Annotated in this window: 18 protein-coding genes and 1 pseudogene; 7 read left to right on the top strand and 12 right to left on the bottom strand. The window is 71.6% G+C overall.

Annotated elements, in window-relative coordinates:
- Positions 1-50: 50 nt before the first annotated feature.
- Positions 51-503: pseudogene (locus ACFU53_RS26790) on the bottom strand (cation:proton antiporter); the annotation flags it as partial.
- A gap of 549 nt (positions 504-1,052) precedes the next feature.
- On the opposite strand from ACFU53_RS26790, the gene ACFU53_RS26785 reads away from it, so the two are divergent.
- Positions 1,053-2,132, top strand: coding sequence for a PucR family transcriptional regulator (locus tag ACFU53_RS26785; RefSeq protein ID WP_383997406.1), 1,080 nt, complete (start codon positions 1,053-1,055; stop codon positions 2,130-2,132).
- A 111-nt stretch (positions 2,133-2,243) separates the two neighbouring features.
- On the opposite strand, the gene ACFU53_RS26780 is transcribed toward ACFU53_RS26785, so the two are convergent.
- From ACFU53_RS26780 to ACFU53_RS26755, 6 genes are all read right to left on the bottom strand, one after another.
- On the bottom strand, positions 2,244-2,645 hold the full coding sequence (locus ACFU53_RS26780; RefSeq protein WP_383997403.1) for a hypothetical protein: 402 nt from the start codon (positions 2,643-2,645) through the stop codon (positions 2,244-2,246).
- A gap of 123 nt (positions 2,646-2,768) precedes the next feature.
- Positions 2,769-3,320: a hypothetical protein gene (locus ACFU53_RS26775; RefSeq protein WP_383997400.1), complete on the bottom strand. Its 552-nt coding sequence runs from the start codon at positions 3,318-3,320 to the stop codon at positions 2,769-2,771.
- Positions 3,317-3,637, bottom strand: coding sequence for an Ada metal-binding domain-containing protein (locus ACFU53_RS26770; protein ID WP_383997398.1), 321 nt, complete (start codon positions 3,635-3,637; stop codon positions 3,317-3,319). Before ACFU53_RS26770 ends, ACFU53_RS26775 begins: the two co-directional genes overlap by 4 nt.
- The gene (locus ACFU53_RS26765) at positions 3,634-4,359 is read right to left on the bottom strand and encodes a 2OG-Fe(II) oxygenase (protein ID WP_383997395.1); all 726 of its coding nucleotides are present in this window, start codon (positions 4,357-4,359) and stop codon (positions 3,634-3,636) included. The genes ACFU53_RS26770 and ACFU53_RS26765 overlap by 4 nt, the downstream gene beginning before the upstream one ends.
- Positions 4,360-4,413: 54 nt before the next feature.
- Positions 4,414-4,920 (bottom strand): methylated-DNA--[protein]-cysteine S-methyltransferase, encoded by a 507-nt coding sequence (locus tag ACFU53_RS26760; protein WP_383997393.1) that lies wholly within the window; start codon positions 4,918-4,920, stop codon positions 4,414-4,416.
- A 16-nt stretch (positions 4,921-4,936) separates the two neighbouring features.
- Positions 4,937-5,260 carry a hypothetical protein gene (locus ACFU53_RS26755; protein WP_383997390.1) on the bottom strand — a complete coding sequence of 108 codons (324 nt, stop codon included), beginning with the start codon at positions 5,258-5,260 and terminating at the stop codon, positions 4,937-4,939.
- On the opposite strand from ACFU53_RS26755, the gene ACFU53_RS26750 reads away from it, so the two are divergent.
- Positions 5,228-5,611 carry an isocitrate/isopropylmalate family dehydrogenase gene (locus tag ACFU53_RS26750; RefSeq protein WP_383997434.1) on the top strand — a complete coding sequence of 128 codons (384 nt, stop codon included), beginning with the start codon at positions 5,228-5,230 and terminating at the stop codon, positions 5,609-5,611. The genes ACFU53_RS26755 and ACFU53_RS26750 overlap by 33 nt on opposite strands.
- A 57-nt stretch (positions 5,612-5,668) precedes the next feature.
- Here the strand turns inward: ACFU53_RS26750 and ACFU53_RS26745 are convergent, their stop codons facing one another.
- The 4 genes from ACFU53_RS26745 to ACFU53_RS26730 form a co-directional block, all read right to left on the bottom strand.
- A complete protein-coding gene (locus ACFU53_RS26745) occupies positions 5,669-6,151 on the bottom strand; it encodes a hypothetical protein (RefSeq protein ID WP_383997387.1) in 483 nt (160 codons plus the stop codon).
- The gene (locus tag ACFU53_RS26740; RefSeq protein ID WP_383997385.1) at positions 6,135-6,635 is read right to left on the bottom strand and encodes an RNA polymerase sigma factor; all 501 of its coding nucleotides are present in this window, start codon (positions 6,633-6,635) and stop codon (positions 6,135-6,137) included. Before ACFU53_RS26740 ends, ACFU53_RS26745 begins: the two co-directional genes overlap by 17 nt.
- Before the next feature lie 116 nt (positions 6,636-6,751).
- Positions 6,752-7,399 carry a class F sortase gene (locus ACFU53_RS26735; protein WP_383997382.1) on the bottom strand — a complete coding sequence of 216 codons (648 nt, stop codon included), beginning with the start codon at positions 7,397-7,399 and terminating at the stop codon, positions 6,752-6,754.
- Positions 7,396-7,776, bottom strand: coding sequence for a sortase-dependent protein (locus tag ACFU53_RS26730; protein ID WP_383997380.1), 381 nt, complete (start codon positions 7,774-7,776; stop codon positions 7,396-7,398). Before ACFU53_RS26730 ends, ACFU53_RS26735 begins: the two co-directional genes overlap by 4 nt.
- A gap of 459 nt (positions 7,777-8,235) precedes the next feature.
- On the opposite strand from ACFU53_RS26730, the gene ACFU53_RS26725 reads away from it, so the two are divergent.
- Positions 8,236-8,364, top strand: coding sequence for a hypothetical protein (locus ACFU53_RS26725; protein ID WP_383997377.1), 129 nt, complete (start codon positions 8,236-8,238; stop codon positions 8,362-8,364).
- Positions 8,365-8,430: 66 nt separating this feature from the next.
- Here the strand turns inward: ACFU53_RS26725 and ACFU53_RS26720 are convergent, their stop codons facing one another.
- Positions 8,431-12,636 (bottom strand): molybdopterin-dependent oxidoreductase, encoded by a 4,206-nt coding sequence (locus ACFU53_RS26720; protein WP_383997374.1) that lies wholly within the window; start codon positions 12,634-12,636, stop codon positions 8,431-8,433.
- 392 nt (positions 12,637-13,028) lie between these two features.
- Here ACFU53_RS26720 and ACFU53_RS26715 point away from each other — a divergent pair, with 392 nt between their 5' ends.
- The 4 genes from ACFU53_RS26715 (at position 13,029) to ACFU53_RS26700 (ending at position 15,807) form a co-directional block, all read left to right on the top strand.
- Positions 13,029-13,418: a cell division protein SepF gene (locus tag ACFU53_RS26715; RefSeq protein WP_013000139.1), complete on the top strand. Its 390-nt coding sequence runs from the start codon at positions 13,029-13,031 to the stop codon at positions 13,416-13,418.
- Between the two features lie 183 nt (positions 13,419-13,601).
- Positions 13,602-14,768 carry an ATP-binding protein gene (locus tag ACFU53_RS26710; RefSeq protein WP_383997371.1) on the top strand — a complete coding sequence of 389 codons (1,167 nt, stop codon included), beginning with the start codon at positions 13,602-13,604 and terminating at the stop codon, positions 14,766-14,768.
- The gene (locus ACFU53_RS26705; protein WP_383997368.1) at positions 14,765-15,154 is read left to right on the top strand and encodes a nucleotide pyrophosphohydrolase; all 390 of its coding nucleotides are present in this window, start codon (positions 14,765-14,767) and stop codon (positions 15,152-15,154) included. Before ACFU53_RS26710 ends, ACFU53_RS26705 begins: the two co-directional genes overlap by 4 nt.
- 176 nt (positions 15,155-15,330) lie before the next feature.
- Complete coding sequence (locus ACFU53_RS26700) at positions 15,331-15,807, top strand: DUF6099 family protein (RefSeq protein ID WP_383997365.1); 477 nt, start codon at positions 15,331-15,333, stop codon at positions 15,805-15,807.
- Positions 15,808-15,834 lie beyond the last annotated feature (27 nt).

Genomic DNA, 15,834 nt, shown 5'->3' with positions numbered 1-15,834 from the left:
CGTGTCGATCCGCTCCCACTCCACGGCCGACTGCTGCATACGCCGCCGGGCAGCGCAGCGAACCTGGCCAGCTCTGCCAGCGCCTCCCCGAGCGGCTCGAACGCCTCCTTCGCCGCCGGCGACCGGGCGGTGAGTACGGCACCGGCGGCGAACGCGGCGAGGTAGGGGTTGGCGTGCGTGAGGTGCCAGACCGCTTACAGGATCACGCCGATCGCCAGCGGCAGCAGCGGCTGCAGCTTCGGTTCGGCGCCCGGCAGCCGGAACCGTACGAGCTCGATCACCACGAACGGCAGGACACACCGAGGTCCAGCCCGGACCAGTTCCAGTGCGATCGTCCCCAGCGACGCCTCGGCGTGCCCGGAGGTCGGCCCGGCCGCGGCGATCAGGATGAGCACGGCGGGCAGCGCGAGCCCGTCGTTGCTGCCGCTCTCCACGTCGGGCAACCGCCGAAGTTTCGCCGGGACTTCCCTGCGGCCGACGATCGCGGAGGCGAACACCGGGTCGTGTGCAGGCGTGCCCGCGCAGCCCGGAGGGCTCTGAAGAACACCGCACAACCGACAGGACTGAGGTGCCGCAACTCCGTCAGATCCACCTCCAGGACGTCCGGCCCTGTCCCGATCACCCGCAGGAGGCGCTGGCCCGTCCGTCCGGCACTGCGAACGTCGAGGTCCCCGCGCAGCCGGACCACGTCAGGGCCGGACGGTGGTACTGGACCGGAGAGGCGGCGGTGGCGGAAGAGGTGCATCAGAGCCTCCGGACAGGCGGATATGTCCGCCGACCAGGCTTCCCGGCACACCTGGGGGCAGCGTACGGGTGGTGACCGTCGAGCGTATGCGCTGACCAGCCGGAGCCTCTGCCCGCGGCGCGGCGGTGACACCTTGCCAGGGGATCGGTGCGCAGGGCCCTCACCGCGAGGGCGTGGACACCCCCCATGGCATGTCAGCGCCTCTGACAACTGTCGGAGACATGCAACCACCCGGTCTCGACCGGGTCATTCCCGCGGCCATGCGCTAGAAAGACGTCAACAGCGCATCGACTTCGGGGGGACCCACATGGCGGGGCGGGACGTGTCCGAAGAGTACGGGGCGTACCTGGAGGGGTACGCCCGCGTCCTCGCGGACGCCTCGGCGACCGGTCGCCGACTGAGCCGGGACGAACTTGCTTCGCGCCGTGCGCTGGGTGAGCGGGCGGCAGAGGCCGGCCTCGGACTGCGCGCCCTGGTCGGCGCCCACTGGGCAGCCACTCGGGCGCACTGGCCGACCGGGGAAAGTGTTTCCGTGGACGACGCGCTGGGCGCCGCGGCACAGGCCGTCGACGCGTTCGCCGAAGGCTACGAACGGGCACAGCGGCTCGCCGTACGCCAGGAGGAAGCTGCCCGCCGCGAGTTCATCGACGACCTGCTGTACGGCCGCAGCGATTTGGGCCGGCTGGCTCAGCGGGCGGAACGGTACGGGCTGCGGCTGTCGTACGAGCACGCGGTCGCCGTGGCGCGCGGCCCGGTCGCGTACGAAGAGGGAGACACGGTTCTCCGTGCGGTGGAGCGTGCGCTGATCGGCCGGTTCGGCGACCGCAGCACCCTGCTCACCACCAAGGACGGCCGGCTGGTGTGCATTGCCCCGGGAGACCAGAGCGAGGTGCTCGCCCACTTCGCCAAGCAGGCGTTCGCCGCCACCGGCGGTGGCCAGGTGGGAATCGGCCGTCCGCAACCCGGCGCCGCCGGTGTCGTCCAGTCCTACGAGGAGGCGCTGAACGCCCTTGACCTGGGCGAGCGCCTCGAACTCGACGAACCCATGCTGCACGCCGCCGACCTCCTCGTCTACCCCGTCCTCACCCGCGACCGGCAGGCCATGGCCGACCTGGTCGAAAACACTCTCGGCCCGCTGCGCGGCGCCCGCGGCGGCCCGCAGCCGCTCCTCGACACCCTCACCGCCTATTTCGACTCCGGCTGTGTGTCCGCGGAGGCGGCCCGGCGGCTCTCGCTGAGCGTGCGCGCCTTCACCTACCGCCTGGAACGCATCCACAAGCTCACCGGTGCCGACCCTTCCGAACCCGTCCACCGCTATACCCTCCAGACCGCGGTGATCGGCGCCCGACTGCTGGACTGGCCGACGAAACCCATCTCCAGTTCGTAGTGCGGCCCTGACCTTGCCCACAGCAAGGTGAAAGACAACAGCCTCCGCCCTACTGTTCGAGTTCTCGCGGCCTCGCAGCGCTCCCGGTTGGGACGTCGGCCATGACAACGATCACGGCGGGTCGCCGTACGCCGCAATGCTCAGGGCGCATACAAGCGTGAGCGTTCTGTGTTGGTCGGCCTGCTGCCCTGGCCGGAGCGGGTGCGGGTGGCCCGGGCCCTGCGTACGGAGACGGTCGGCGGGCTGGTGCTGCCGACGGCGGCCGTGGTGGCGAAGAAGCCCACCGCCAGGGCGAGGAGGACGAGGAACCACGCCCGTGGAGGAGCTCTCGCCGAGCAGGAGCAGCACTCCGTATCCCACGCACTGGACCACGAGGGACAGGGACAGCACGGCCGGCGCCCCGATCCTGCCCAGCAGGCGCGGCGCGATGGTGCCGCCGAGCACGGTCAGCAGCCCGGGAAGGCCGATGATCAAATCCGTGGTGAAGGCGGGGAAGTCGAGCACCTTCTGCATGTACAGCGTGGTCGAGAACGAGGTCGCCGTCGTCCGTGGGCTGCGGCGAGTGAACCGGGAACTCGCCGACGTGTCCACCGACCGTCGCGCGCTGCCCCGGTCCTGCCCCGGGAGCCGGAGCGGTCACGTGGGTGGATGGGAGGTGACCCAGGCGTGGTGCACCTGCCAGGTGCCGCCGTCGGCGGTCGCACCACGCAGGCCGTGCACGGCCTGCGGCCCGGCGAGTGCCGGGAGGCGGGAATCCCGGAGGGCGGCGAAGGCATAGGTCCGGCCCGGATCCCAGTCGGTGGAGTGGCGCAGCCGCCGGGCCAGTTGGGCGAATCCGGGCACGGTCGCGGCGATCACCCAGGCGTCGGGTTCCTCGGCCGTCAGCCGGATCGCGGGGCGCAGCCAGGATGCGGCCGTCTCGGGCCAGTGCACCGTGGTGAGGACCGTGCCGTCGCGGGCCTGCCAGGCGGCGGCGAAGGCTTCCGCGGCGGCACGGCACACCTCGTCACGGCTGTGGCCGACGACGATCGTCCCCACCCTGGGCCGACGGTTCGTCAGCATGGCGAGAAGCACGTCGAGTTCGCGCCCGGTGGGAGGAGCGGGCGGCGGCAGGACGCCGTATCGCGCCAGGTCCTCGGTTGAGACCAGGGGCGAGCGGGTCTCCGGCTCCGCATCGGGGCCGCTCATGACTCGGTGACCCTCTCCCCGCCGGCCCCGGTGGCGCGTGCGCCGGCTTTCCAGCGGGCGTACGCCTCCGGGAGGCATCTGGCGCAGGGCCGGTAGCCGGCGGCGGCCGCGGCGGCCTCGTCCGGGAAGAACACCCGGTGGGCCGCGTAGTGACCGCGGCTGAGGGTCCGTAGCGCCGAGGCACAGTCCAGACGCCCGTACAGCCGCGCGCGCCGGTGCCCGCCCAGTGTGCCCGGGGTGTCGCTCCGATACGGCTTACCGTCCGCGCCGATCAGCGTGTACGTGCGCTGCGCGCGTCGCGTCGCGTCGGTGGTCATGCCGCGTCGTGGAAGACCAGGCCCAGGGTGTGCCGTTGCCCTGAGCGGACGGTGCTGACGCCGTGGCGCATCGGGCCGGTGGACCAGCCGCGTCTGGAGGCGATGGGCCGGTGGCGGGTTGTGAAGACCAGCCCATGGCCCTGGGGCAGCGTGGTGGACGTTCCGCGGGACTGGGCACGGGGGCGTTGCTCGGTCATGACGAACTCGCCCCCGGTGAAGTCCGTTCCGGGGGCGTCGAGTCCGATGACGACCTGGAGCGGGAAGACCATCTCGCCGAACACGTCGCGGTGCAGGGCGTTCCAGTCGCCCGTGCCGTAACGCAGCAGGATCTGAGCGGATTTGGTCTGCCCGGCCCGATGACACATCTCCAGCCACTCCTCGAGGCTGTCGGGCCAGGGAGCGGGCTGCCCCAGCTTCTCGGCCCAGTCCCGTGCGACGGGCAGCAGCCGTGGATAGAAGGCCTCCCGCAACTCACCTACCACGCCCGGAAGTTGGTGGGTGAAGTAGCGGTACTGGCCGCTGCCGAAGCGGTATCGGGCCATGTCGATCGTGGCGCGGAAGCGTTCGGATTCGTCGTACAGCGCGGAGATCGCACGGCATTCCCCGAGGGTGAGGAGCCGATGGGTGAGTGCGCTGCCGTACTCGTTCAGGTCGTCGGTCAGCGCTCCCCAGTTCCCGGCTGCGACACGGTCGCCGATGCGATCGGTCGTATTGATCGTCATGAGGAACTCCTTGGATAATGAAGGTGTGCTCCGGGCCCGGGTCCGGGCCCTGGTTCACATGAGCGTGGGCTGGAGCACGCCTTCGTGGGTCAGCAGACGCACCTTGCGTTCGACGCCGGCGGCGTAGCCGCGCATGGTGCCGTCAGCGCCGATCACGCGATGGCACGGCCGCACCAGCAGCAGCGGGTTCGCTCCGATCGCCGCGCCCAGGGCTTGGACACCGTGACGGGGGACGCCGAGCTGTTCGGCGAGGGCGCCGTAGGTGGTCGACGTGCCGAAGGGGATCTCCTCCAGGGCACGCCACACGCGCCGCTGGAAGTCCGTGCCGGCCGGGGTGAACCGGATGTGGAACCGCGTGAGTTCCCCCGCGAAGTACGCGGCCAGCTGGCCGACGACGTCCGCGAACGGCTCGGGGTCGTGCACCCAGTCGGCACGTACGGCAGGTGGGTTGCGCCGGCCGGGCATGGACAGCGAGGTCAGCGTGACCCCGTCGTCGGTTTCCTTCTCGCCCACCAGCAGCAGGTCGCCCAGCGGGCTGGCGATGGTCGACCAGACAGTCATGGTCGCCTCCTTCTCGTCACTTCTCGTCGCACCTCTCACCCTGGTGCGCCGCGGTAGAGGTTGCTGGCGGGATTCGGACGTCACGCTGCGGTGTACGGGACCGGTCGGCGGCGTACCGGAAGTGGTGCATCGCGTAGGTGCGCCACGGCCGCCAGGCTTCCGCGTCGACGGTGTCCGCACCCGTACGCCGCATCGCGGCCTCGCCGCGGTCCACGCCCGCATCCAGGCGGACTGCGCCGGGGGCGAGCGAGCCGGTGACCGTTCGCAGCGTGCGTCGACGTAGACCGGTCGAGCCGACGTCGAACCCCTGAACCGCTTCGGCCTCTATGTTCGGCGACATCCTTCCGACCTCGCCGGTGAGATCAGTGGCTCGCTCGGCACCGCGCCCTCGATCAACGCCTCCGCCGACACTGCCATGGCCCAGGCCTCGCACGGGTCCGCCCCTGACATCGCCGGGCGGAACATCGCCAACCCGGTCGCCATGATCCTCTCGGGCGCCATGCTCGTCGAGTGGCTCGCCGCGCGCCATGGCGACCCCGCCCTCGCCGCCACCGCGCAGACCATCGAGCGGGGGGTCGCCGAGGCGATCACCTCCGGCATCTCGACACGCGACCTCGGCGGATCCGCCTCCACCACCGAGTTCACCGCCGCTGTCATCAAGTCCGTCACGGCCGGTGGCGAACAGAACTGATCCTGTCGGCCGCGGAGGGGGCGGGCTGCCGCGCGCGGTGCGTTTCGCGACGGTGGCTCAGTTCTCGTCGGGCGAGTTGCGCAGGGCCGAGGGTTCGGCGGCCGGGGTCGGGGTCGCCGAAGGCGTAGTGGTCTGGGCACCGGACTTGGCAGGCGGGGCCGAGGGGACGGGGCTCGGGGGTTGTTCGGTGGGTTGTTCGGTGGGTTCTTCGGTGGGCGGAACGGTGCCGGGGGTCCCGGGGGTGCCGGGGGTCGGCGGCGTGGGGGAGGGGCTGGCCGCGGGGGGCGGGGCCAGGGGGACCGAGGGGGAGGCAGGGGCGTCGTTCCTGGCGAGGTGCAGGGGGAGGGCGATGAGGGCGACGGCCGCGCAGGTCGCGGCGGCGCCGGCCGCGGCTCGGACGAGGCGGCGGCGCGCTGCGGTGCGGCGGATCGTCTCGTAGCGGCCGGGGGGTGGGCCGAGGCGGTCGGCCGGGGGACGCAGGATGACGGTGAGCGGGTCGTCGGGCTCGAAGTCCGGGCCCTCGTCAGGGCGTGTGATCAAGGCTTCTCCTCAGGTGGGCGCGGAGCAGTTCGCGGGCCGCGTGGAGGTCGGCCTTGACGGTTCCTTCCTTGCGTCCGGTCAGCGCGGACACCTCCCGGATCGGCATGTCAGCGTAGTAGTGCAGCAGGATCGGCACACGCAGCCGTTCCGGCAGCGACTGCACGAGCAGCCGGACCGAGGGGTCGGACTGCTCGGCGTGGTCGGACTGCGGGAGCACCGCGGCTTCGGCGGTGGCCCGGTGCATCGCCCTGCGTTCGCGTTCGAGCTTGCGCCAGTGGTCCCGGACGAGGTTGGCCGCGGTGACGTAGAGGAAACCGTGCGGCTCCGCCACGGACGTCCAGCGGGCCCAGAGCCGCGTGAACGCCTCCGACGCGATCTCATGGGCCGTCTCGTCGTCGTCGACCAGTCGGCGGCACCAGCCGGCGAGGCGCGGGTAGAGGGCGGCGAACAGTTCGGACGCGGCCTTCTCACGGGACCGTTTCAACGCTCTCCATGGTCGTGATGGTGCGACAAGTGGCAGTGGGGGGCGGGCGGTTGGCGGTTCGCGTGGTGGGTTGAATGGTGGGTTGAATGGTGGGCTGTGGGGTACCGGGCCAGGTGTCACCGGTCCGTGGGGCTCAGCGTGGCGAAGACGATCACGTTGTCGCGATACTCGTCCCCCGTGCGGGGGCCGCCGCAGGTGATGAGGCGCAGAGCGGGACGGTCCACGTTGCCGTAGACCTCGTCCGCGGGGAAGTCGGCCTTGGCGACCGTCCGTACGGAGTCGACGGTGAACTCCGGTGCCGTGCCGTTCTCCAGGCGCGCCTCGATCCGCTCGCCCCGCCGCAGCCGGGCGAGATCGTGGAAGACCCCGTCCCCGTAGGCACCGACCGTGACATGGCCCAGGATCACCGACGGGCCGGTCTGCCCCGGTGTCGGTGAGTGCTGGTACCAGCCCGCCCGGTCGTGCGCCGTGATCGGCGGCACCTCCACGGTGTTGTCCGGGGCCAACCCCAGCCGGATGACCGGGGTATCGACCTCGATGGCCGGTATCAGCAGTCTGACCGGGACCGAGCGGCCGAGGGGGCGCGCGGCGCCGGTGGTGGACGGCGCGGACGGCGAGGACGGCGAGGACGGCGAGGACGGGCGTGGGGATGTGTCGCCCGCGGAGGGTGCGGTCGTGGCGTTGTCGGTTCGTCGGCCGTCGCAGCTCACGAGCAGCGAGGCCGTCGCCGCGGTGGCGAAGGCGCGCCTGGAGAACAAGGTCACGCCCTGTTCGCCCGTCGGCGGCGTACGAGAACGACGGCCGCGCCGCCGCCGAGGAGTACCGCGGTGGCGCCCGTGCCGGCCAGTACGCCCGCGCTGCCGGACCCCTCCGACTCCGACACCGCACCAGTGTCAGGCGCGCCGCCGGGGACGACGGAGACCTGGCTCGGCACCGGGGTCGCGTCGCCGTTGTCCGGGGCCTTGGTGGGTTCGGCCTCGGCCGGAGGCTCGGCGGCCGGGTCGGACGAGACCGGGCTCGGGGCCGTGGAGGCCTCCTGCGGTACGGGAGTCGGGCTCGTGCCGTCGGCGAACGCGGGGAGCGCGATCGCCAGCACGGCGGTGAAGGCGAGTGCCGTGGCACTGAGGACGGTTCGGCGCATGAGTCGCTCTCTCTCGTCGGGTTCCTCGGGCCGTCGGCCCCCTCTGGTTCGACGGGGCCGACGGCTTCGCGGGCCGCCCGTCCGGTTGCCCGGGCTCGCGGCGGCATCACGTATCGAGCGGAGAGACGAGACAGCGGTGGGACGCGTTGTAAAGAGATGGCAAAGTCGTCTTCCGGAGGGGCTGCCGGAGGGGCTTCCGGAGGGTTTCCGGTGGGTTTCCGGTGGGTTCAGGCCCCGATCCGCTCGGCCAGTGCCGGGAACTGCTCCAGCGCGTTGGACCGTTCGCCCCGTATCCGCTCGTTCGGCGTGGACGTCTCGTCGAGTTGGGGTGCCGGGTCGCCGGCGGCGGGGAAGACGGCGCCGCTGAAGGGTCAGTCGGTGCGAACAGGGACGTGGTCGGTGCCGGCCGCCATCATCGAAGGCCCTCGATCACGCCGGTCACGCGAAGGGAGCGGCGCGATGATCCGGCTCCTCATCGCCGACGACGAGGACCTCCTCGGAAGCGCCCTGGCCGCCCTGCTCGCGCCGGAGGACGACCTGGCGGTCGTGGCCGAGGCCCCCACGTCCGGCGAAGCGCCGGAGAGGTGACCGGGCGAAGCGCCGGAGAAACGACGAAGCGCCGGAGACAACGGTTCAGTAGCCGGAGGCAACGGCTCAGTACACGTCCCGTACGTACCGCTTCTCCGTCGCCAGCTGCTTCACATACGCGGCGGCCTCGCCCTCGGTCATCCCGCCGTGCGTGACCGCGATGTCCCGCAGGGCCTGGTCGACGTCCTTCGCCATGCGGGAGGCGTCGCCGCAGACGTAGAAGCGGGCGCCGTCCCGGAGCCAGTGCCACAGCTCCGGTCCGTGCTCGCGCATACGGTCCTGGACATAGACCTTGGTGCGCTGGTCACGGGAGAACGCGGTGTCCAACCGGCTGAGCACGCCCGACTCCTGAAGAGCCGTCAGCTCCTCCTGGTAGTAGAAGTCCGTCGCCCGGTGCTGCTCCCCGAAGAACAGCCAGTTGGGCGCCCGGTGGCCGAGGGCCTGCCGTTCCTGGAGGAAGCCGATGAAGGGGGCGACGCCTGTACCGGGACCGACCATGATCATGGGGGTCACCGGGTCGGTCGGCGGCCGGAAGTGCGGCGAGCGCTGGACGAAGACCGGCACCTCCAGGTCCGGCTCGCCGTCCGCGAGGAAGGGCGAGCAGACCCCGCCGCGCCGGCGTCCGCGCAGGTTCTCGTACCGCACGACCGACACCGTCAGCGAGACGTGGTGCGGGTCGACGAGCGGGCTCGACGAGATGGAGTACAGCCGGGGCTGGAGCCGCTTGAAGACGCCGGTCCACTCCTGAGCGGAGGCCCGCACGGCGAACTCGGTGACCACGTCGACGGCCTGCCGTCCCCACGACCACTGTGCCAGCCCGTCCTTGTTGTCAGGGCGCATCAGCTTCTTCAACTCCCGGTTGTCCCGGGTCCGTTCGGAGACGAAGCGGAGCACGTCCGAGGTGATCCGGGTGACGTCGAGATGCCGGTGCAGGGCCTCGGCGAAGGGAACCTCGCCAACGCCGTTGACCTCCACGGGAGTCGAGCCGTCCAGGCCGGTCACCGCCAGCCATTCCGCCACCAGATCAAGGGAGTTGACCGGCCGCACGCCGAGCGCGTCACCCGCCTCGTACGACAGTGCCGTCCCGCTGGTGTCGAAGGTGAACCTGCGCACCTCCTTGCCGGCCCCGGGCAGGCTGAGCAGCCGGTTTCCGACCAGCCGGGCGGCGGCGGGCGTGGGCTTGGCGGAACGGGGGGTGGGCGCGGAGGCGGGCGTACCGGTCTGAGGGGCGGTGGTGGCCTGCGGCCTCGCTCCCGGGTCCGTGTGCTCGTTCCTGCCGCTGCCGCTGCCGCTGCCGCTGCCGCTGCCGCTGTCCGTCTCCGTGCCGAGCGCGGTGATGACCTGGCCCAGCCAGGCGTCCGCCGACGGCTCGTAGTCCGGCTCGCAGTCCGTACGCGGGGCCAGGCGCACCGCGCCCAGCTCGTCGAGCCGGGCGTCCAGTCGGCGGCCGTGCCCGCAGAAGTCGTCGTAGGAGGAGTCGCCGAAGGCCAGCACGGCGTAGCGCACGCCGTCCAGGCGGGGGGCCTCCTGGTGGGACAGCGCGTCCCAGAACCCGGAGCCGTTGTCGGGTGCGTCGCCGTCCCCGAAGGTGCTGGTGATCAGCAACAGGTCGGCCCCGAGCGGCAGTTGGTCCGGGACGGCCTCGTCCATGCCGACGAGCGTCGCGCGGTGCCCCGCCGTCCCCAGATGCTCGGCCGCAGCCACCGCGAACTCCTCCGCCGTCCCGGTCTGCGAAGCCCACAGCACCACGACCTCACGCCCGGCGGGCTCGGCGACAGCGGGCGCCGCGCTCGGAGCCGCCGACCGCGAGTACATCCCGGCGAGCACGCCGTTCACCCATATCGCGTGCTCGGGCTTGAACGGCGCGTCCACCGGCAGCACCGGCACACCCTGCACCCCGGAGCCGAGTCCGGCGAGGAAGCCGGTGAGGTACTGGCGCTCCTGGGCGGACAGGACGGGCGGGGGCGAGGGTTCGAGGCCGAACGGGTTGGCACCCGAAGTGACCGCCGCCGGCACGGTCACCGTCGCCGGCACGAGCGTCCCCGTGGGCCTGCTCTCGACCGGTACCTGGACCTGGACCTGGACCTGGACCGGCGCCGCCACCTTCGCCAGCGACACCGCGCACACTTTCAACTCCGGCTGGAACGACAGCGGATCCACCGCGTCGCTGGTCACCGCGTTGATGCTCAGATACTCCCCGAACAGGTCGTTCCAGTGGAACGGCGCGAACACGCACCCGGGCATCACCCGGTCCGACACCACCGCCGGCAGCACGGCCCGCCCCCGCCGCGACGCGACCTCCACGGAGTCGCCGTCCTGGACGCCCAGTTCACGCGCGTCCTGCGGATGCACCTCCACGAACGGCCCGGGGTTCAGCCTGTTGAGTTTGGCGACCTTGCCCGTCTTCGTCAGCGTGTGCCACTGGTGCTGCAGCCGCCCGGTGTTGAGCACGAACGGATAGTCGTCGTCCGGCATCTCGGCGGCCGGCATGTGCGGCCGCGCGTGGAACACGGCCCGCCCACTGGCGGTGGGGAAGAGCAGCCCTCGGCCCGCCTCACCACCCGTGTCACCGTTCCCCACCACGTACCGGATCGGATTCCGCGCAGGCCCGTCCTCCGAAGCCGCCGGCCACTGCACCGACACCGACCGCAGCCGCTCGTACGTCACGCCCCGCAGATCCCACCCGGTCTTCGGGTTCCACGCCTGCTTGATCTCCTCGAAGACCTGCTCGGCGCTGTCGTACGAGAAACCCTTCTCGAAGCCCATCTCCCGCGCGACGGCCGCGATGATCCGCCAGTCGGCCATCGCCTCGCCCGGCGGGTCGGCGGCGGGGGCGGCGAGCGTGAGGTTGCGCTCGCTGTTGATGAGGACGCCCTCGGACTCGGTCCACAGGGCACCGGGCAGGACGACATCGGCGTACGCGTTGGTCTCGGTGTCCGCGAAGACGTCCTGCGTGACGACGAACTCGGCGGCCTCCAGACCCTCGATCACGGTCTTCCGGTTGGCGACCGAGGCGACCGGGTTGGTGCAGATGATCCAGCAGGCCTTGATCTCCCCGTCGGCCATCTTCTGGAACATCTCGACGGTGCCCTTGCCGACCCCGTCCTTGCGCAGGCTGTCCGGGGCCAGTTCCCACAACTCCTCGACGAACGCCCGCTCCTCGTCCACGAGCACGGACCGCTGGCCGGGCAACCCCGGCCCCATGTAACCCATCTCGCGCCCGCCCATGGCGTTGGGCTGGCCGGTGAGCGAGAACGGGCCGCTGCCCGGGCGGCAGATCGCGCCGGTCGCCAGATGCAGATTGACGAGCGCGTTGGTGTTCCAGGTGCCGTGCGTGGACTGGTTGAGCCCCATGGTCCAGCAGCTCGTCCACTCGGCGGCCTCGCCGATCAGCCGTGCGGCCTCCCGGATGTCGTCCGCCGGGATGCCGGTGATGCCGGCGACGGTGTCCGGCGCGTACTCGGCGAGGAAGTCGGGCATCGCCTCCCAGCCCTCGGTGTGGGCGGCGATGAAGCCGGGATCGGTGTGCTCGTTCGCGTGCAGCAGATGCAGCAGCCCGTTCAGCAGCGCGAGGTCCGTGCCCGGACGTATCTGCAGGAACAGATCGGCCTTCTCGGCCGTGGCCGTGCGACGCGGATCGACGACGATCAGCTTCGCGCCGGCCTTGACCCGGTCCATCATCCGCAGGAACAGGATCGGGTGGCAGTCCGCCATGTTCGAGCCGATGACGAGGAAGACGTCCGCCTTGTCGAGATCCTCGTACGAGCCGGGCGGCCCGTCGGCGCCCAGCGACAGCTTGTAGCCCGTGCCGGCGCTCGCCATGCACAGCCGCGAGTTCGACTCGATCTGGTTGGTGCGGATGAAACCCTTGGCCAGCTTGTTCGCCAGGTACTGGGCTTCGAGGCTCATCTGGCCGGAGACGTAGAAGGCGAACGCGTCGGGCCCGTGCTCGTCGATGATCGCGCGCAGCCGCCGGGCGGTCTCGGCGATCGCGTCGGAGACCGGCGCGGGGACCGGCTCGTCGCCCCGGTCGTCCCGTACGAGGGCGGTGGTGAGGCGGCCGGGCGCGGCCAGCATGTCGGCCGTGGTCGCGCCCTTGGTGCAGAGGCGGCCGAAGTTCGCCGGGTGGGACTTGTCGCCCGTCGCCCGCAGGACCGTACGCCGGCCGTCGGGGCCCATCCCGACGTCCAGGAGCATGCCGCAGCCGACACCGCAGTACGAGCACACGGTCCGCACCTGGGTAGTGGTGCTCTGCGGGCCCTGTGCGGCCACGGGCGGCCCCTCTCTGTCGGCGTCCGGGGTGTCCGGTCGGTCGTGCGGTCGGTCCACCGGTCGCTGTCCGGCACGGCGGCCGGTTGCCTGTCCGTGCGGCGTCCGGTCGCTGCTTGGTACGGCGGCCGGTCGGCTTCCGCTCAGCTTCCGGGACACGGCCCGGCAGGCCCGATCGTACGAATTGCCCGTTACGCCTGTGTCACATGACCTGATCATGAGGCGTTACGCCCGCCACACACGGCCGCGCAAGGGGCTGTGAGGGCGGGTTTCGGCCGTTGTCCCGAAAGGAGGTGTCGCGGTCCGTGTCGCTGTTGGGCCGAACGGGTGACCATGCGTAAGAATTGGCTGATGCAGTCATTCAGTGCGAGCCAGGGGGAAGGCCGGTGAACAGGGTGAACAGCCACGATGTCACCGACGAACAGTGGGAGGGGCTCGCCCAGGTCGTGCCGTTGCGGGGCCGGGACGCCTGGCCCTCCGCGGTCGGCCACCGGACCATACCGGAAGCCGAGACCGAGGCCCGGCGCCGCTTCGTGGTGCTGCGCGTCAACGTCTTCGCGGACGCCCGTGACGTGGCGGAGACGCTGATGGCGGGCATTCCGGTGCTGCTGGATCTGTCGGGCGCGGAGGCCGACACCGCCAAGCGTGTGCTGGATTTCAGCACAGGGGTTGTTTTCGGCCTCGCCAGCGGAATGCACCGGGTCGACCGGAACGTGTTCCTTCTCACGCCGCGGGGAACCGAGGTGCGGGGGCTGATGGAAGGCGCCGGGGTCCCCGGAGTGTGACGCTCGACGCGGAGGGCTCCTTGGCCCGCCCGGGCGCCCTCGGCGGGGCGGGGCGCTCCCGCCCGGTCGGGCGCCCTCGACCGGTCCGGGGCGTCCAGGGTCACGCCGGGGCGCTCCCTCGATCGTAGGAAGATCCACTGGGCGGAACGGTTCGCCTGACGTGCGGGCCCTTACTGTCCGGATATGACCGTGTCATCCCTGTCGCCGGTGCTGCCCGGCGCGGACGCCGGGGCGCGTCCGGAGCGGCCGAGCGTCACCGAGCTGCGGCTCTCCGCCTTCGCCGGGCACCGGGGGGCCTTCCTCCCGCTGGGGCCGCTGACCCTCCTCGCGGGACGCAGCGGCAGCGGCAAGACCACCGCGCTACGGGCGTACGAGGCGCTGGCGAGACTTGGCGGCGGCGCCCACCTCGACGAGGTCTTCCCCGACCCGCGGAGCTGCGTCCCCGAACGGGCCCGCCCCGACGCCCAACGGCGGCGCGGCTTCCGCATCGGCTGCACGGCCGACGGCCCCGAAGGACCCGTCCACCTCGACGTCGCCGTACAGGCCGAGCCCGAACTCCGCATCGTGGGCGAGCGGTTGACGGCCGGCGGACTGACCCTGCTGCAGACGGCGCTGGTCGACCCGAGCCGCCCCGTCGTCCAGGCCTCCTGGCACACGGCCGGCTCGTCCCCGGTCACCCGCGGCCCCCTGCCCGACGACCGCCTCGGCACCGCGTTGCTCCCGCTGCGCGTCGCCGGCAAGACGGACGGCCAGCGCCAGGTCCTCGCCGCCGCCGAGCAGATGGTGGTCGCGCTCCGCTCGGTCTACGCCTGCGATCCGCGCCCCGGCCGGATGCGCACCGCCGTGCCGCTCGGCTCCGGACGGCTGCTCCGGGGCTGCGACAACCTCGCCGACGTGCTGTGGCGTACGCGGACGGAGTGCGGCCGACGGCACGCGCTGCTCGTCGGGGCCGTTCGCGACGGCTGCGTGGGACCGGTCCTCGATCTGCTGGCCGAGCCGCTGCGCGACGGGGCGGTACGGGCGGTGCTGGACCGGGGCGACGGGGTGCGGACGGCCCTGGGCCTGCTCGGAGACGGGGAGTTGCGGTACCTCGCGCTGGCCCTTGTGCTGTTCACCGGCCCCGGGGTGCTGGAGGTCGACCCGGTCGCGGAGGTGCCTGCGGCTCTTCAGACGCTCACGGTCCTCGCCGACGGCTTCGACCGGGCTCTCGACCCGAGGCAGGCCCTGGAGTTGGTGCGGCTGGCGGCCCGGATGTGCGAGCGCGGGCACATTCGGCTGGTCGGCGCGGTGAGCGACGCGTCCTGGGTCGCCGGGGTGGCCGGGGTGACGGTGGTAGACCTGAACAAGTGAAAGATCCTGAATCCGCCGGGGTGTCGCCGGCCGAAGGCCCGTCGAGCCCGGACGTACCGTCTTTGCAGCGGCGGCTCGCCGAGTTCGCCGCCGCCCGGGACTGGCAGCGGTACCACACGCCGAAGAACCTGGTCTCCGCGCTGAGCGTCGAGGCGTCCGAACTCGTCGAGATCTTCCAGTGGCTGACGCCGGGCGAGTCGGCGCGCGTGATGGCGGACCCGGAGACCGCCCACCGCGTCACGGACGAAGTCGCCGACGTACTCGCCTACTTGCTCCAGCTCTGCGAGGTGCTGGGCATCGATCCGCTGTCAGCCCTGGATGCGAAGATCGACCGCAACGAACGGAGATTTCCGGCGCCGGAGAAGCCTGACGGCGCTGGACGGTGATCGCGTCCATGCGGTTGTCACTCTCCGGAGTTGAAAAGTTGTCCACAGTCGACTTGTTATCCACAGATTTCAGGCTTCCTCTGGCTTTCTGTCTCAGCGGCCCTCACTGTGGGTAATGAACGGGCAGGAGTTCGGGCGGACGTGTGAGAGCGCGTCGGGACAGTCGGGGGCAGCGCATGGATGCGGTGCGACTCATCTTGGCGAGCAGGCGTGCTCTGGCGGGCAGCGCCGAAGGACCTCAGCTCATGGCGGAGGCGTGGCAGTCCTATGCCCTCGCCCAGGCGATCGGCAGCCGCCTCGCGGTCTCGGGGCCACCCGAACTGCGGGGCGAGGCCCTGGGGTTGACCGAGTTGGCCGGCAGCGGCTGCGGCATACTCGGTGCCCCGCCGCTCGGTGTGGGCGATCTACGTGCCGCCCAGCTCACCGAGTTGGGCGATGCCCACGAGTCTCTCCTGCGACTCGGCGTCCTCCTCGGCGAGGTCGGCATCGCCCTCGTCGGCCTCGCCAGCGGGGCCGACGACGAAGCGACCTACTGGCAGTGCATGGAAGCGATCGACGCGGCGGACGAGGCCCGCGACCGCGTCCTGGAGATGCTGCGGCGCCTGGCGGTGAGAGACCAGGTGCTGTCGGAGAGGGACGCGGCAGCGGGATGAGTTCTACGGCTGAGGGTTGTGTGTGAC

Origin of the sequence: Streptomyces sp. NPDC057474 (genome assembly GCF_042802555.1) — a bacterium.
Taxonomy (GTDB): Bacteria; Actinomycetota; Actinomycetes; order Streptomycetales; family Streptomycetaceae; genus Streptomyces.
The sequence above is the reverse complement of the archived record's forward strand: the minus strand, read 5'-3'. Positions and strand labels throughout refer to the sequence as shown.